Raw genomic sequence first — 16764 nt, forward strand, 5'->3', positions numbered from 1 at the left:
CAACCCATGAAACGGCTCTGTTTACCCCTTTTTCTGGCCCTGATCCTGGTGCTGTCGGCCTGCGGCGCGGCGGGTCAGGCCCCGTCCGCCGGCCAGAGCGGACCTGCGCCGTCCCAGGCGGCCCAGTCGCCCACCCCCTCCCCCGACCCGGCCGGGAGCCCGGAGGAAGTCGGGGCGGCCGGATACACCGTGGAGCGGCAGGACCGCTCGGTCCTCAACAGCGACGGCACCACGGCCCTGTCCTGGTACTGCGACCTGGTGCAGCTCACCGGGGACACGGAGGAGGCCCAGGCAGTCAACGACAGCCTGTCCGCCCACTGCGACGAATTTTTCGTCAAGGACGTGGGGGACGTGCCCCTGAACAAGGACCACGCGATGGTGTGGCGCAACACCGCGGAGGCCACCGTCACGGAGAATGAGGGCGGCCTGTTCAGCGTGCGCATGGACACCGACTGGTACATGGGGGGCGTATACAACAGCAACAGCCTGGGCTACACCTACGACCTGGCCACCGGGGAGGAGCTGGGTCTGGCCGACCTGACGGGCCAGGACCCGGACGCCCTGGCCGCCACCCTGCGGGAGCTTGTGAAGGCCTACATGGCCGGCCAGCCGGAGGCGGGCTGGTGGGACGACGCGGCGGACATCGTGGACAGCCGCAGCCTGGAGGACATGATCTTCTGGGTGGACGGCGGGGAGATCGTCCTGTGCTTCCCCACCTATGAGCTGACCATCGGGGCCTATGGCCCCGTCATTATCCCCACCGGGGTCATGGCCGAGCACTGACGGCCGTGTTTTTGCACAGCGGACCGGGCCCTGTGTCCCTTGCAGCAATCGCAGGGCATGGTCCCATATACAAGTCCATATTCAAAACCAACAGCAGCTGCGTGTGGCGCGTGGGAGCGGACAAGGCCCGTTTCCAGGCGCCACACCCAGCGCGTATCCAAGAACAAGCGGAGGTTATTATGTCTGACGAGTTAGAACTGGAACAGAGCGCCACCCAGGTGGACCACGAGTACGGCGGCAGCGAGATCCAAGTGCTGGAGGGCCTGGAGGCCGTCCGCAAGCGGCCCGGCATGTATATCGGCTCCACCTCGTCCTCGGGCCTGCACCACCTGGTGTACGAGATCGTGGACAACTCCATCGACGAGGCCCTGGCCGGGTACTGCGACCGCATCGACGTGGCCATTCTGGAGGGGGACGTGATCTCCGTCACCGACAACGGCCGCGGCATCCCCGTGGACGTCCAGCCCCAGACCGGCCTGCCCGCGCTGGAAGTGGTGTTCACCATCCTCCACGCCGGCGGCAAGTTCGGCGGCGGGGGCTACAAGGTGTCCGGCGGCCTCCACGGCGTGGGTGCCAGCGTGGTCAACGCCCTGAGCGAGTGGCTGGAGGTGCGGGTCCACAAGGACGGCAAGATCTACGAGATGAAGTTCTCCCGGGGCAAGGTGACCCAGAGCATGACCATCGTGGGTGAAACCGACCGCCACGGCACCGAGGTGGTGTTCAAGCCCGACCCGGAGATGTTCGAGGACACGGTGTACGACTACGAGACCCTCCACACCCGCATGCGGGAGGAGGCCTTCCTCAACGCGGGGCTGAAGATCGTCATCCAGGACCGCCGCCCGGGCATGGAGCAGGAGGACACCATGCACTACGAGGGCGGCATCCGGGAGTTCGTCACCTTCATCAACAAGAACAAGACCCCCATCCACGACGGGGTCATCTACATGTCCGGCATGAAGGACGACTCCATGGCCGAGATCGCCATGCAGTACACCGACACCTACAACGAGATCCTGGTGTCCTTTGCCAACAACGTCCACACCCCCGAGGGCGGCATGCACGAGACCGGCTTCAAGCAGGCCCTGACCAACGTGCTCAACGCCTACGGCAAGAAGATGAAGATCCTCAAGGACGAGGACAAGGTGTCGGGCGAGGACTGCCGGGAGGGCCTGACGGCGGTGATCTCGGTGAAGCTGACCGAGGCCCAGTTCGAGGGCCAGACCAAGGCCAAGCTGGGCAACGCCCACATCCGCACCCTGGTCAACAACCTGGTCAGCGAGAAGCTGGAGGAGTTCCTGGAGGAGAACCCGGCGGTGGGCCGGGCCATCCTGGACAAGGCCCTCACCGCCAACCGGGCCCGCGAGGCGGCCCGGAAGGCCAGAGAATCCGTCCGGCGCAAGACCGCCCTGGGCGGCGCCGCCATGCCCGACAAGCTGCGGGACTGCAACGAGGTCAACCCCGAGCTCACCGAGCTGTACATCGTGGAGGGCGACTCCGCAGGCGGCTCGGCCACCCAGGGCCGGGACTCCCGGTTCCAGGCCATCCTCCCCCTGTGGGGCAAGATGCTCAACGTGGAGAAGGCCCGGGCCGATAAGGTCTACGGCAACGACAAGCTCCAGCCCGTCATCACCGCCCTGGGCGCCGGCATCGGCGACGAGTTCGACGTGACCAAGCTGCGCTATCACAAGGTCATCATCATGGCCGATGCCGATGTGGACGGCGCCCACATCCGTACCCTGCTGCTCACCTTCTTCTTCCGCTTCATGCGGCCCCTGATCGAGAACGGCTATGTGTACTCCGCCGTGCCGCCGCTGTACAAGCTGACCCGGGGCAAGACCACCCGGGTGGCCTTCTCCGACGAGGAGCGGGACCGGGTGTCCGCCGAGCTGCGGGGGGACAACCCCAACGCCAAGGTGGACATCAGCCGCTTCAAGGGCCTGGGCGAGATGAACCCCCACGAGCTGTGGGAGACCACCATGGACCCGGAGAAGCGCACCCTGCGCCGCATTGAGCTGGACGACGCCGTGGCCGCAGACGCCACCTTCACCGTCCTCATGGGCGAGAAGGTGGAGCCCCGCAAGGAGTTCATCGAGAAGAACGCCAAGTATGCGGTGAACCTGGACTATTGATTTGGAGGCTGTGTGATGAAGAAATCTGCGCTTTTCGCGGCCCTCGGTCTGGTCCTGGCCCTCACGGCCTGCGCCGGGGAGCCCGGCGGGCCGGGCGCATCCACCCCCGCGCCGGAGTCCGCCCCGGCCGTCTCTCCCACCCCTGCGCCGGAATCCGCCTCCCCCTCCCCCGCGGCGGAGGCGGGGGGCCTCATGCGGGTGAACGGGGGTTCCAGGGAGGCCTTTGCCGCCGTCTTGGATCGGATGCTTCAGGAGCATATTCTGCCCGACGGAACGCCCATGGGCTTGCCCGGCGAGTACGACATGGCGGACAACCGGTTCGCCGTCTGCGATGTGGACGGGGACGGGGAGCGGGAGCTGATCCTGATCTATGAGAGCACCATGGTTGCCGGGAGGCGTGGTTATGTATTCTCCTGGAATGGGGAGACCGGGGAACTGGGTGTCCAGCTGGAGACCTCTCCCGAGCTGACCTTTTATGAGAGTGGAGCGGTCCAGTCGGATTCCCAGCACAACCAGCAGCTGATCAGCAGGGATTTCTGGCCCTATGCCCTCTACCGCTATGACAAGTATCTGGACGTCTATGTGGAGGTTGGTTCGGTGCACGCCTGGGGCCGGGAGGCGCTGGAGAACGGCTACCCGGAGGAGGCCGACAAGAGCGGCACCGGCTTTGTGTACTATATCGCGGCCAACGGAGGGGACAGCGACGAGCCCCTGGACGCCTCCGTCTACCAGGCGTGGCGCTACGTCTATGTGCGGGACAGCCAGGAGATTCAGCCGGAGTACCTGGCCCTGACCGAGGAGAACATCCAGAGTATTCTGGAGGGGTGAGCGCCCCCGCTCCAGACCCTTTGACAAAATATCGTGGGACATCCGTCCCACTACAACCTCTATGAGGAGGAAATCAATTCATGAGCAAGAAGCCCCAATACGACCCGGAGGAGATTCGCTACCCCAATCAGCACATTGAGGTGTCTCCCCTGGTGCCGGAGATGGAAAAATCCTATATTGAGTATGCCATGAGCGTCATTGTGGGCCGGGCCCTGCCCGACGTGCGGGACGGCCTGAAGCCGGTGCACCGCCGCATCCTGTACGCCATGTACGAGGACAACCTGACGGCGGACAAGCCCTTCAAGAAGTCGGCCACCTGCGTGGGCGACGTGCTGGGCCGGTACCACCCCCACGGCGACGCCAGCGTCTACGACGCCCTGGTGCGCCTGGCCCAGGACTTCTCCATGCGCTACATGCTGGTGGACGGCCACGGCAACTTCGGCTCCATCGACGGCGACCCCCCGGCCGCCTACCGTTACACCGAGGCCCGGCTGAGCAAAATCTCCGACGAGATGCTCCGGGACATCGAGAAGGACACGGTGGACTGGGACCCCAACTTTGACGAGACCCGGAAGGAGCCCAAGGTGCTCCCCTCCCGGTTCCCCAACCTGCTGGTCAACGGCTCCAGCGGCATCGCCGTGGGCATGGCCACCAACATCCCGCCCCACAACCTGACCGAGGTCATCAACGCCACCATCTGCGTGCTGGACAACCCGGAGGCCGAGCTGTCCGACCTGATGGAGCACATCAAGGGCCCCGACTTCCCCACCAGGGGCATCATCATGGGCCGGTCGGGCATCCGGGCGGCCTACGCCACCGGCCGGGGCCGGCTGTGCGTCCGGGCCCGCACCGAGTTTGAGGAGTTCGGCAAGGACCGCACCCGCATCATCGTCACCGAGATCCCCTACCAGGTCAACAAGCGCATGCTCATCAAGAACATGGCCGACCAGGTGGAGGACAAGCGGCTGGACGGCATCAGCGACATCCGGGACGAGTCCGACCGCAACGGCATGCGGGTGGTCATCGAGCTCAAGCGGGACGCCAACCCCCAGGTGGTGCTCAACCGGCTCTTCGCCCAGACCCAGCTCCAGACCACCTTTGCCATCAATATGCTGGCTCTGGTGGAGACGGGCGGCAAGCTCCAGCCCCGCATCCTGTCCCTGCGCCACATCCTGGACGAGTACATCGCCTACCAGGAGCAGGTCATCATCCGGCGCACCCGGTTCGACCTGAAGAAGGCCCAGGAGCGGGCCCACCTGCTGGAGGGCCTGCTCATCGCCCAGGACAACATCGACGAGGTCATCCACATCATCCGCACCAGCTACGACGACGCCAAGGACCGCCTCATGGAGCGCTTCGGCCTGGACGACGTGCAGGCCCAGGCCATCCTGGACATGCGCCTCAAGGCCCTGCAGGGACTGGACCGGGAGAAGCTGGAGAACGAGTACAAGGAGCTGGAGGCCCGCATCGCCTACTTCCAGCAGCTGCTGGGCTCTGAGGAGATGCTCCGGGGCGTGCTGAAGGACGAGCTCATCGCCATCCGGGACAAGTACGGCGACGAGCGGGTCACCGAGATCCAGGACGTGGAGGACGAGATCGACATCGAGGACCTGATTGAGGAGGAGGAGTGCGTCTTCACCCTCACCGCCGGCGGCTATATCAAGCGCCTGCCCGCCTCCACCTACAAGACCCAGCGCCGGGGCGGCAAGGGCATCACCGCCATGGCCACCAAGGAGGAGGACTATGTGGACACGGTCTTTACCGCCTCCACCCACGACTTCATCCTCTTCTTCACCAACAAGGGCCGGGTCCACCGGAAGAAGGGCTACCAGATCCCCGAGGCGGGCCGCATGGCCAAGGGCACCAATCTGGTGAACATCCTGCCCGTGGAGAGCGGCGAGAAGGTGACCGCCATGATCCACCTGCGGGAGTTCCCCGAGGACCGGTACCTCACCATGGTCACCCGGAACGGCACGGTCAAGCGCATCCAGCTCTCCGCCATCAACACCGCCCGCAAGGCGGGCATCCGCTGCATCACCCTGGACGAGGGGGACGAGCTCATCGCCGTCCGGGAGACCGACGGCGACCAGGCCATCCTCATCGCCACCCACGACGGCATGGCCATCTGCTTCAAGGAGACCGACGTGCGCTGCATGGGCCGGGACGCCTGCGGCGTCCGGGGCATCAAGCTCCGTGAGGGGGACTATGTCATCGGCGCGGCCCGGGCCAAGCGGGATCACCAGGTCCTCATGGTCACCGAGAACGGCTACGGCAAGCGGACCGACATGGACGAGTATATCCGCGCCGACGGCCCCCAGAATCGCGGCGGCTACGGCCTGAAGGGCTACAATGTCACCGAGAAGACCGGCCCCGTGGTGGGGGTCAAGGTGGTCAGCGACGCCGACGACATTCTGGTCATCAACGACGCGGGCGTCATCATCCGCATGGCGGTGTCCGGCATCTCCACCTACGGCCGCGCCGCCCAGGGCGTGAAGCTGATGAACCTGGATGAAGGTGTAAAGGTAATTTCCTTTGCACGCACCGACCACGAGGACGAGGAATCCATCCAGGAGGAAGAAATTTCCGGCGGCGACGCCCCTGTTTCCACGTCTTCCGACGAGACTGTGGAATAAAATCAGAGAGCAAAGCCTTCCCGATAGCGGGGAGAGGACGGAAAAGGAAAAGTCAGAGCACAAAAGCCTTCCCCCTGCGGGGGCACCTTCCCCCGCAGGGGGCGGATGAGGGGGAACGCCGCCATGCGTACCGGAGAAACCATGCGGCTCCGGGCCCAGGAGCTGAGAAAAAACGCGACCAAAGAGGAGCGGCACCTGTGGTATGACTTTTTAAAGACGTTTCCCATGCAATTCCGTCGACAGGTGGTGTTTGGCCCCTATATTGTGGATTTTTACTGTGCTGCAGCCAGACTGGCCGTGGAGCTGGACGGCTCCCAGCATTATCAGGGCAGCGGCCCGGACAGCGACCGGTCCAGGACGGAGTATCTGCTCCGTGAGCACGGAATATCGGTGCTGAGGTTCAGCAATCTGGATATCCAGAGAAATTTTGAAGGGGTTTGTACCGCGATTATTCAGGCTTTGAAGGAGCGGGACCCCTCATCAGCCGCGCTTCGCGCGCCAGCTTCCCCCCAGGGGGAAGCCAAGGAAAAGCCTTCCCCCCTGAGGGGGGAAGGTGCCCCCGGAGGGGGCGGATGAGGGGAAGTATCCCCAAAACCCGGCCCTGATGTGGAGAAAATCCGCCGATCATCATTGACCTATTCGTCCATGGAGAAAAGGAGGCCGCGTATGAACCACCGCAGACGCAGACGCATGACCATCCGCCCCAGCAAGAGTATGATCACCTTCAGCCGGGTGTTTGGCGGGATTTTCGCCGCCGTGGCCCTGGGATTCCTGTATATCGGCGTCACCGAGCTGCTGCCCAACACCGGCCCCTTCGGCCTGATATGGACAGTGATGTCCCTGGGCTTTGTGGGTATCGGTGTCTACGGCGCCTGCAACAAGAAGGGTATGTACTTCTCCTACGAGTGGAACATTGACGAGGAGAGCGAGGGGGACGCCTCCGCCCCGTCCGCTGAGGGCCCCGCCGCCCACAGCGCCGAGGCCCGGCTGGCCGAGCTCCAGCGGCTCTACGACCAGCACCTCATCACCGCCCGGGAGTTTGAGGAGAAGCGGCAGGAGATCCTCCGGGACCTTTAAGCGCCTTCCCCTGGGGGAAGGTGGCATTTGCGGAGCAAATGACGGATGAGGGGAAGGGTGTGGGGACATGGAGAAAGAGACTTCCTTACGTACCCGTGCCCGTCAGCTGCGAAAAAACGCCACAAAGGAAGAAAAGCATTTGTGGTATGATTTTTTGCGTACTTACCCGGTCCAGTTTTTGCGCCAAAAGCCGTTTGGACCTTATATTGTGGATTTCTATTGCCATCAGGCCAGATTGGCTGTTGAATTGGATGGGTCCCAACATTATTTGGAGCCTGGATTGAAGGCAGACCAAAAACGGGCGGAGTATCTGGAGAACGTGAGACATATACGCATTCTCCGCTTTTCCAATCTGGATATCAAAGAAAACTTTGAAGGCGTTTGCATTGCAATTAAGCTGGCGGTGGAGGAGGGGGTCCCCTCATCCGCCGCGGCTCTGCCGCGCCACCTTCCCCCAGGGGGAGGCAAAGATAGGAGCACTATGAAGACAGTCACAATCTACACCGACGGCGCCTGTTCAGGCAACCCGGGCCCGGGGGGCTGGGGGGCCATTCTGATGTACGGCACGTTCAAGAAGGAGCTCTCCGGCGGCGAGGGCCACACCACCAACAACCGCATGGAGCTGACCGGGGTCATCACGGCCCTGGAGGCCCTGAAGGAGCCCTGCGTGGTGGAGCTGTACTCCGACTCCAAGTACGTCATCGACGCCCTCCAGAAGGGCTGGGCCAAGAGCTGGAAGGCTAAGGGCTGGGTGAAGGCGGACAAGAAGCCCGCGTTGAACCCGGATCTGTGGGAGCGGCTGCTGGCGCTGTGCGAGCGCCACACCGTCAACCTCCACTGGGTCAAGGGTCATGCCAGTAACCCGTACAACAACCGCTGCGACGAGCTGGCGGTGGCGGAGAGCAAAAAGTACAAGGCCTGAGGCCCTTGCCCCATATCGGGGCCCCGGGGAAGGGGGAACGCCTTTTGCGACGACGCGGGGCATGCGTCCAACCCATACAACAACCGCTGTGACGAGCTGCCGGTGGCGGAGAGCAGGAAGTATCAATAACAAAACAGCGTGGATCAAGGGATTCCCTCGATCCACGCTGTTTTTATCATTTATCGGCAGAAAACGGCCCTACTCCTTGATGACGATGCCGAACCGTCTGGCCAGCTGGGCGGCCTGGAACAGGTCCACCACCGCCCCCTTCAGCTCGGCGGCGGAGGCGGAGAATACCGGCTCGATGAGGGTGCAGGAGGTCAGGTCCACCCCGGCCAGGGGGGTCTGGAAGAAGTTGACCCGGGTAAGGGCGCACCGGTCCAGGGTCAGGCCCCTGACCCGGCAGCCAGACAGGGCGGCGTCCTCCATGGAGCAGTCCCGGAACGCCACGTCCCGCAGGGCGGCGGCGTTGCAGTTGGCCAGGTCCAGGCGGCAGTTGGAGAAGGACACGTCCCGGAGGGACGCGCCGGAGAGATCGGCCCCCAGGGCCTTGCAGCCGTCAAAGGTGCACCGGGTCAGGCTGGCCTTTGTAAAGCGGCACTGGGACAGGTCGCAGTCCTGGAACAGCACGTCCCGGAGGGAGGCGGCGGCAAAGGAGCACCCTGTCAGCCTGCACCGCACCAGCCGGCAGCCGGACAGCTCCAGCTCGGCCAGGTCCTCCCCCAGGGCGGTCTGGCCGGAGAAGTCCAGCCCCTCCAGCCGCTCCCCCTCCTCCGCGGCCTCCAGGGCCAGGGGGAGAAGTTCCCCCGGCTCCCCTGCCGGAGGCAGAACCGGCTCTTTCGGCATTGTGTACCCCTCCCCTCTCGTGTACCAACAGGGTACCATGCCCGGCGGGAGAATACAAGGCCCCAACGCAAAGGCCCCCGGAGCAGCCAAGAGCGGCTGTTCCGGGGGCTTTAAATCCACTGTCCATAGCCGGGCGGCCCGATGTGGAAAACATCAGCCCAGGCTGTCGGGGGGATAGTCCTCTCTCTTCAGTTTCTGGAGGTAGCGGACCTTTTTCCGCCGGTACCACACGCAGTTGAACACATTGCCCAGGATCAGGATGTTGCCGCACAGGTAGAGCCACAGCAGCAGGATGACCACCGAGGTGAGGGACCCGTACACCAGGGAGTACCGGGAGGACAGGCCGATGAACCAGGAGAACAGGATGGAGGCGGCCACCAGGGCCACGGAGGCCAGGATGCCGCCGGTGAGGATAGGGGGCCTGGGCTTGCCTCTGGGGGCGGATATGCGGTACACCAGCAGCACGAACAGCAGCACCAGGCAGAACAGGATGGGGAACCGGATCCACTGCCAGTCCCAGGGCAGGTCGCCGGGGTTGAGGTGGAAGAAGTCCTCCACCAGGGTGAAGAGCCAGCCGCCGGTGAGCACCACCACCAGGGACAGGTAGATGGTGACCAGGAACAGGAGGGAAAAGAGCACGCTGGCGATGATCTGGAAGATGCCGGTGTAGGTCTTGCGCTCGTAGATGTCGCTCATGATGTTCATCAGTGCCCGGAAGGCGGCGGAGGCGGAGAACAGCGTGGCGGACAGGCCGGCCACCAGCATGGCGGTGGACTGGTTGGTGCTGATATAGCCCACGTACTCGGCCACCACGTCCAGGGTGCCCCTGGGGAGGAACTCCTCGATGCCGCTGAGCAGGGTCACCGGGTCCAGCTTCAGCAGGCCCACGAAGCCGTTGACGCAGATGAGCACCGGGAAAAAGGTGAGGATCAGGAAGTAGGCCAGCTCAGCGGCGGACCGGGACACATTTTTGCTGAAATACAGGTCCACCATCTCCCGGATGAACCGCACCGGGCTGGAGTTCCACACCGTGCCCACAAAGACCGCCTCCTCTCGGGCCGGCCCGCGGCCGGCATGCTGCGCTGAAGATTTACGCAGTATTATAGCATGTTCCCTTTTGCAAGGCAAATCACGCCCCAAAACCGGGAAAATAAAGACAAAAAACCGCCTGCTTTAACAGCAGGCGGCTCTTCATTCCGCTCTCTCTAGCGCGATCAGGCCAGCTTGTTGAGCTTGATGGTCATGCTGCTCTTCTTGCGCGCGGCGTTGTTGCGGTGCAGCAGACCGTGGCCCACAGCCTGGTCCACAGCCTTGACAGCCACCTTGTAAGCGCCCTCGGCCTCGCTGCGGTTGCCCTCGGCCACTGCGGCCTCAAACTTCTTCAGATCAGTCTTGATGGCAGACTTGGCGGCCTTGTTCTGCGCGGCCTTGGCCTGGCTGACCAGCACACGCTTCTTGGCAGACTTAATATTCGGCAAACCAAACACCTCCTCCGATGACGATTAACGTATCTGCAATACGCATATACGCATAGTTTGCCTGTAGCAGATTTATATTGTACCAGCACAAGAGGAAAAATGCAAGAATAAATTGAAAAAATTTGTCCACTTTTTGAATAGACAGGGCCGAGACGCTAAAAATAGTGCTTACATACTGGAAAAGTACCATATGTAGAGGGCCGCCGGCCCCATGATTTTGGAGGAAAGGGTGAAAAGGGGATGCTTGGACGGAGGACGGACCTGGCCGTGGAGGCCAAGAGCATCTGGGAGGAGGGCGCCCGGGGGGGCGCGCTGGAGGGCGTGGAGACCAGGGAGACGGAGCGGGAGGGCTTTCCCGTCACCCGGGTGGACATCCTGGACCGGCAGGGGGCGCAGGCCCTGGGCAAGCCGGAGGGGTCCTACGTGACGGTGGAGCTCTCCGGCCTGGAGCGCCGGGAGGCGGACGCCTTCGGCCGGGCGGCCCGGGCGGTGGGGGCGGAGCTCTCCGCCCTGCTGAAGCTCAGGCCCGGGGAGAGCGTGCTGGTGGTGGGCCTGGGCAACCGCGCCATCACCCCCGACGCGGTGGGCCCCCTGGCGGTGGAGCACACCATGGTCACCCGCCACCTGGTGCAGCGGGTGCCGGAGCACTTCGGGTCCTTCCGGCCGGTGTCCGCCCTGGCGGCAGGGGTGCTGGGCACCACCGGCGTGGAGAGCGGCGAGCTGGCGGCGGCCATGGCGGGGGCGGTGCGGCCTGCCCGGGTGGTGGCGGTGGACGCCCTGGCCTCCCGCAGCCTGTCCCGGCTGTGCCGCACCATCCAGATCGCGGACACGGGCATCGTCCCCGGCTCCGGGGTGGGCAACGCCCGGGCGGCCCTCAATGAGGAGACCCTGGGGGTGCCCGTCATCGCGGTGGGGGTGCCCACGGTGGTGGACGCGGCCACCCTCTGCGCCGACGTGCTCTCCGAGGCGGGCCGCCCCGGCCTGGACCCGGGCGCGCTGGGAGACGGGGGCAAAGGCGTTATAGTCACCCCCCGGGAGATCGACCGCCAGGTGGCCGACATGGCCAAGGTCATCGGCTACGGCATCAACCTGGCCCTCCAGGAGGGGCTGACCGTGGCCGACGTGGACATGTTCCTCAGCTAGGGGGCACTTCCATTTCCCGGGGATATTTGGTATAATAGCCGCAAAGCGGCTATTATACTTTGCTTTCAGCGGTTTTTCTCGCCCCTTGCGGGGCAACCGAAAAACCCGGCTGATGATGCCATGCATGGTATCACCACACAGCCGCAATCAGCCGCCCGGCCCCTCCGGGCGGAAAACTGGAGGGATTCCACCAGTGAGACGGATCAAGTGCGACAACTGCGGCAAGGTCTACGACGGCGACGCCCGGGACTTCTGCCCCTCCTGCGGCCGCCGCACCCCCCGGGGGGACGCCGGGGGCAATACGGGACATTTTCAGTTCTCCGCGCCCCCTCCGGAGCCGGAGGAGCCGGTGACGGAGCCGGTCATGGCGCCCCCTGTCCGGCGGGGCGGCGGGGTTTTGCTGCTCCGGGTGCTCATCGGCATCGGCCTGGCGGTGTGCGCCGCTCTCATCGCCTGGGGCGTGGTGCGCTACCAGACCCAGGACAGCGGCCCCATCCCCTCTGTGGCCGAGGACAGGGACACCTTTGCGGTGGGGGGCCTGACGGTGGCGGTGAACGGCCTGTCCTGGGTGGACCTGGACCAGAGCTCCCGGCTGTGGTGGGCGGATTTCGACCTGCTGGCCGTGGACGTGACGGTTACCGGCGGCGACAGCCTGGACTGGGACTACCCCACCGGTGAGATCTATCTGGCCCTGGACGGGGGGCACTACATCCCCCCGCTGGAGGACAGCACTGACCTGGACATGCTGGCCGAGCTGGGGGTGAAGGGGATCACCACCTACGACCTGCTGTGGCAGGACCCGCTGGAGGGGAACCTGCTGTTCTACGTGCCCAAGGGCTTTGACAGCGTCGTGCTGTGCCTGGAGGAGCGGACGGGCAAGGACGAGACGGAGCGGGTGGCGGCCATCCATACATATGCCGTTACTCTGCCCCCGCGGGAGGAGGTAGCGCCGTGAAGAAGCACTGTGCCCAATGCGGGAAGAGCTGGCATGGCCGGCGGGACACCTGTCCCCGCTGCGGCTCCGCCCAGATCTATGAGGCCGGCGGCGGCTGGGAGAAGCCGGTGCTCATCGGCGTGGCGGTGGCCATCGTGGTAATCGCCGTGGCCCTCTTCGCCACCCGCACCACCGGCTACTGGTACGACACCAACCTGTCCGCCCGCATGACCTCCGCCGTGCGGCAGGGGCCGTCGGAGGAGTACCAGGGGGAGAGCATCTGGCGGGTGACGGTGGAGGTGTCCAACCAGGGCAACTTTGACGCCTGGATCAGCGTGGACTACTTCAGTTTTTACGACGATGAGGACTGGTGGCTGGACTGCCAGGCCGACTATCCGGTCTACCTGGCCGACGAGGACCGGCAGAACTGGCACGAGGTGTGGCTGCCCGCCTGGCAGACCACGGAGCTGGAGTGTCTGCTGTCGGTGCCCGACAGCGCCAGGAGCCTGACCATGGAGTATTCCACCCACAGTTACAGCAGCGGCCGGGAGGAGACCACCTTCTCCCTGCCCGAATAAAAAGGAGCGACGCAAGTGGACAATATCATTCTCATTGGCATGCCCGGCTCAGGCAAGAGCACCGTGGGCGTGCTTCTGGCCAAGACCCTGGGCTACGGCTTTATCGACACCGACCTGACCATCCAGCAGCGGGAGGGGGCCCTGCTCCAGGAGATCCTGGACAAGCGGGGGCTGGAGGCCTTCCTGGACGCGGAGGAGGCGGCCATCTGCTCGGTGACGTGTACCGGGACGGTCATCGCCCCCGGGGGCAGCGCGGTATGCCGGGAGGGGGCCATTGGCCACCTGAAGCAGCTGGGCACCGTGGTGTACCTGCGGGTGTCCCTGGAGGAGCTGAAGGGGCGGCTGAACAACATGAGCACCCGGGGTATCGCCCTCTCTCCCGGCCAGACCCTGGCCGACCTGTACAACTACCGGGCGCCGCTCTATGACAAGTACGCCGACATCACCGTGGACGCCGACGGCCAGACCCTGGAGGAGACGGTGGCCGCCGTGCTCCGGGCCCTTATCGCCCGAGGGGACGGGCAGTAACCAACGCCTTCCCCCCGGGGCAGAAGCCAGAGAGGCTGCTGCTCCCAAGCCTTCCCCCTGGGGGGAAGGTGGCATTTGCGCAGCAAATGACGGATGAGGGGAACGCCCTTCGGGGAGGTACTTTTCACCGGCGAAAAGTACCCAAAAGCCGCTGGGAAAAAGGGGCCCCGCGGAAGACGGCACGTCTTTTGTGGGGAGAGGAGCCGCAGCGGAATGAATGAGCTTTGCCATTTATGGCAAAGCGAACGATATGTAGCTTGCGGCGACGACGCGCGGAGGGGCCCTTCCAGGGCCAAACGCGCCCGTTTCCCCCTGGTACCCCCTTCGGAGACGCGGCTTGCGGCGGTAGTGTCCAATTACCCGCCGAACCTGAAAGTAGTTACTATGCCGGTTCGGTGCCCTGCGTATCGTTATTGCATGGCCCGAGCAGCGTTACCCGCCCAGACTTGTGAGCCCCTGCAATTCAATGACCTTTCTCAATGCCGCACGCAGTCTCTGCGCCGTGTTTCAATCTCTGCCCGAGGCAAGCCCTTCCCTTTCCCCACTGGTAATATCCCGGGATATGTGTTATACTAAGTAAAGATACGGGGCGGTGCGGAGCCGCTCCGGCCGGTACGCCGCAATACGGGAACCGTCAGACACCCCCGCCGGGAGGCCCTTTTTCCGGGGGGTGTCTTTTTGACGGCCTGCCGGCGGTGACGGTCCAGGTCCCCGGCTGCGGGCCGGCGGGATGTCCGGGCCGTCCTCCGCAAATTTTTGACAAAGGAATTGTGCATCTATGACCTTTCGTGAACTTGGCCTGATCAAACCCATCCTGGAGGCCCTGGCCGGCCTGGGCTATGAGAAGCCCTCCCCCATCCAGGAGAAGGCCATCCCCCCCGCCCTGGCCGGGCGGGACGTGCTGGGCTGCGCCCAGACCGGCACGGGCAAGACCTGCGCCTTTGCCGCCCCCATCCTCCAGCGCCTCAACGGGGAGATCCCCGCCGGGCGGCCCATCCGCTCCCTCATCCTCACCCCCACCCGTGAGCTGGCCCTCCAGATCCAGGAGAGCTTCGAGGCCTACGGCAAGCGCCTGCCCCTCCGCTCCGCCGTAATCTTCGGCGGCGTGGGCCAGCAGCCCCAGGTGGACAAGCTGAGGAAGGGCGTGGACATCCTGGTGGCCACCCCCGGCCGCCTGCTGGACCTCCAGGGCCAGGGCTATGTGGACCTGTCCAGGCTGGAGATCTTCGTCCTGGACGAGGCCGACCGGATGCTGGACATGGGCTTCATCCACGACGTGCGCCGGGTGCTCAAGCTGCTGCCCGCCGTGAAGCAGACCCTCTTCTTCTCCGCCACCATGCCCCCCGAGGTCATGGACCTGGTCAACGGCCTGCTGAAGAACCCGGTGAAGGTGGCGGTGGACCCGGTGTCCTCCCCGGTGGAGATCATCGACCAGAGCGTCTACCTGGTGGACAAGGGCAACAAGACCAAGCTGCTGGCCTGGCTGGTGGAGGGCCTGGAGGTGAAGAACGCCATTGTGTTCACCCGCACCAAGCACGGGGCCAACAAGGTGGCCGGCGACCTGGTGAAGGCGGGCATCTCCGCCGCGGCCATCCACGGCAACAAGAGCCAGACCGCCCGGCAGCAGGCCCTGGCCGATTTCAAGGCGGGCAAGGTGCGCTGCCTGGTGGCCACCGACATCGCCGCCCGTGGCCTGGACATTGAAGAGCTGTCCCACGTGTTCAACTACAACCTGCCCGAGGTACCCGAGACCTACGTCCACCGCATCGGCCGCACCGGCCGGGCGGGCCGTGGGGGCACCGCCGTGTCCTTCTGCGACTTCGGCGAGCAGCAGTACCTGAAGGATATCGAGAAGCTCATCGGCCGCAAGGTGCCGGTGGCCCAGAACAACCCCTGGCCCATGGAGGTCTTCGAGGCCCCCAAGGACGCCAAGGGCCGCCCGGTGAACGCCGACGACGCGGAGGCCCGCGCCGCCGCCAAGGAGCGCCGCCGGGCCCGTGACGCGGCCAACAAGGCCGCCGCCGAGGCCCGCAAGGCCAGGCAGGCCGCCCCCGTTCCGGCGGAGGAGCCCGTCCCCGCCGCTGTCCCGGCGGAGACCCCGGCCAAGAAGCGCCGCCGCCGCCGGAAAAAGTCCGGCCAGAGCGAGGCGGCGGAGCAGGCGGCCGCCGTCCAGGTCCAGGCCCCCGTGGAGGAGGCCCCCGAGGCGCCCAAGAAGAAGAGCCGCCGGGGGGTCCGCCGCCAGCACCTGGAGGACACCATCCCCGCCGCGCCCAGCCAGCCCCAGACCGACTTCTACAAGCCCAATCCTCTGGACGGGGACGTGATCCTGGACGCCACCGCCCGTCTGCTGGCGCCCAAGCCCCTGACCCTGAGCCGTCCCTCCCGCCGGGAGGAGGAGCGGAAGGCGCCCCGGAAGAAGAAGGGGGCGCCCCAGGCCGAAGAGCAGCCCAAAAAGGAGAAGAAGTCCAGGGAGCAGGCGCCCGCCAAGTCCAAGAAGGAGAAGAAAGCGGAAAAGCCCGCCGCCTCCAAGCAGGAGCAGCCCAAGGCCGACGGCCGCCGGGAGGACAGCAGACGCCGCAGCCGGGGCCGCCGGAACGGTCCCCCGGAGGTCATGTTCCGCCGGGACAACCAGAAGGACTCCACCGAGCAGCCCAGCCTGATGAAGCCCTACTATATGACCCCCGACGACTGAGCCCGACACAGGACAGCACAGAGCGCAAAAGCCCCCGGGCGGATCATCGATCCGCCCGGGGGCTTCCATTTTTCCCAACCCCGTGGAAACGGTTGGGGCCCTTTCCATGCCCGCAAAAAAACATAGGAAACTTCTATAAATTGCACGCAGTATTGAAATTTCCAATAAAAGGATTGAAAAATAGAATTTATCC

General features: G+C 64.8%; 15 protein-coding genes and 1 pseudogene. 13 read left to right on the forward strand and 3 right to left on the reverse strand.

The annotated features are described in order from the left end of the window. The first annotated feature begins 6 nt into the window (after window positions 1-6). The 8 genes and pseudogenes from WMO64_RS11925 (at window position 7) to rnhA (ending at window position 8372) form a co-directional block, all read left to right on the forward strand. A complete protein-coding gene (locus WMO64_RS11925) occupies window positions 7-783 on the forward strand; it encodes an RsiV family protein (RefSeq protein ID WP_349232131.1) in 777 nt (258 codons plus the stop codon). 179 nt (window positions 784-962) lie between these two features. Further along, window positions 963-2912 carry a DNA topoisomerase (ATP-hydrolyzing) subunit B gene (gyrB, locus tag WMO64_RS11930; protein WP_349232132.1) on the forward strand — a complete coding sequence of 650 codons (1950 nt, stop codon included), beginning with the start codon at window positions 963-965 and terminating at the stop codon, window positions 2910-2912. Between the two features lie 15 nt (window positions 2913-2927). Continuing rightward, entirely contained in the window at window positions 2928-3740 is an 813-nt protein-coding gene (locus WMO64_RS11935; RefSeq protein WP_349232133.1) for a hypothetical protein, read from the forward strand. An 80-nt stretch (window positions 3741-3820) separates the two neighbouring features. Continuing rightward, window positions 3821-6373, forward strand: coding sequence for a DNA gyrase subunit A (gene gyrA / locus WMO64_RS11940; RefSeq protein ID WP_349232134.1), 2553 nt, complete (start codon window positions 3821-3823; stop codon window positions 6371-6373). Window positions 6374-6496: 123 nt separating this feature from the next. Then, window positions 6497-6949, forward strand: coding sequence for an endonuclease domain-containing protein (locus tag WMO64_RS11945; protein ID WP_294521851.1), 453 nt, complete (start codon window positions 6497-6499; stop codon window positions 6947-6949). Window positions 6950-7039: 90 nt separating this feature from the next. Then, complete coding sequence (locus WMO64_RS11950) at window positions 7040-7450, forward strand: SHOCT domain-containing protein (RefSeq protein ID WP_294521848.1); 411 nt, start codon at window positions 7040-7042, stop codon at window positions 7448-7450. 67 nt (window positions 7451-7517) lie between these two features. Next, window positions 7518-7841: pseudogene (locus WMO64_RS11955) on the forward strand (endonuclease domain-containing protein); the annotation flags it as partial. A 90-nt stretch (window positions 7842-7931) separates the two neighbouring features. Continuing rightward, window positions 7932-8372, forward strand: a complete 441-nt coding sequence (gene rnhA, locus WMO64_RS11960) for a ribonuclease HI (protein WP_349232147.1) — start codon at window positions 7932-7934, stop codon at window positions 8370-8372. Between the two features lie 198 nt (window positions 8373-8570). Here rnhA and WMO64_RS11965 read toward each other — a convergent pair whose 3' ends face one another. The 3 genes from WMO64_RS11965 to rpsT all read right to left on the reverse strand — a co-directional run bounded on the left by WMO64_RS11965 (window position 8571) and on the right by rpsT (window position 10696). Continuing rightward, window positions 8571-9218 (reverse strand): pentapeptide repeat-containing protein, encoded by a 648-nt coding sequence (locus WMO64_RS11965; protein WP_294521845.1) that lies wholly within the window; start codon window positions 9216-9218, stop codon window positions 8571-8573. A 153-nt stretch (window positions 9219-9371) separates the two neighbouring features. Then, window positions 9372-10256, reverse strand: a complete 885-nt coding sequence (locus WMO64_RS11970; RefSeq protein WP_294521843.1) for a YihY/virulence factor BrkB family protein — start codon at window positions 10254-10256, stop codon at window positions 9372-9374. Between the two features lie 176 nt (window positions 10257-10432). Then, complete coding sequence (rpsT, locus tag WMO64_RS11975; protein ID WP_349232135.1) at window positions 10433-10696, reverse strand: 30S ribosomal protein S20; 264 nt, start codon at window positions 10694-10696, stop codon at window positions 10433-10435. 240 nt (window positions 10697-10936) lie between these two features. Between rpsT and gpr the strand changes: the two genes are divergently transcribed. The 5 genes from gpr to WMO64_RS12000 all read left to right on the forward strand — a co-directional run bounded on the left by gpr (window position 10937) and on the right by WMO64_RS12000 (window position 16571). Further along, on the forward strand, window positions 10937-11839 hold the full coding sequence (gene gpr / locus WMO64_RS11980) for a GPR endopeptidase (protein WP_349232136.1): 903 nt from the start codon (window positions 10937-10939) through the stop codon (window positions 11837-11839). A 193-nt stretch (window positions 11840-12032) separates the two neighbouring features. Next, on the forward strand, window positions 12033-12794 hold the full coding sequence (locus WMO64_RS11985) for a TFIIB-type zinc ribbon-containing protein (protein ID WP_349232137.1): 762 nt from the start codon (window positions 12033-12035) through the stop codon (window positions 12792-12794). Next, the gene (locus WMO64_RS11990; RefSeq protein ID WP_349232138.1) at window positions 12791-13351 is read left to right on the forward strand and encodes a hypothetical protein; all 561 of its coding nucleotides are present in this window, start codon (window positions 12791-12793) and stop codon (window positions 13349-13351) included. The genes WMO64_RS11985 and WMO64_RS11990 overlap by 4 nt, the downstream gene beginning before the upstream one ends. Before the next feature lie 15 nt (window positions 13352-13366). Next, on the forward strand, window positions 13367-13879 hold the full coding sequence (locus tag WMO64_RS11995; RefSeq protein WP_294521830.1) for a shikimate kinase: 513 nt from the start codon (window positions 13367-13369) through the stop codon (window positions 13877-13879). A gap of 778 nt (window positions 13880-14657) precedes the next feature. After that, window positions 14658-16571: a DEAD/DEAH box helicase gene (locus tag WMO64_RS12000; protein ID WP_349232139.1), complete on the forward strand. Its 1914-nt coding sequence runs from the start codon at window positions 14658-14660 to the stop codon at window positions 16569-16571. Window positions 16572-16764: the final 193 nt, after the last annotated feature.

The sequence above is a fragment of the Pseudoflavonifractor intestinihominis genome, assembly GCF_040096055.1.
GTDB lineage: Bacteria > Bacillota > Clostridia > Oscillospirales > Oscillospiraceae > Pseudoflavonifractor > Pseudoflavonifractor intestinihominis.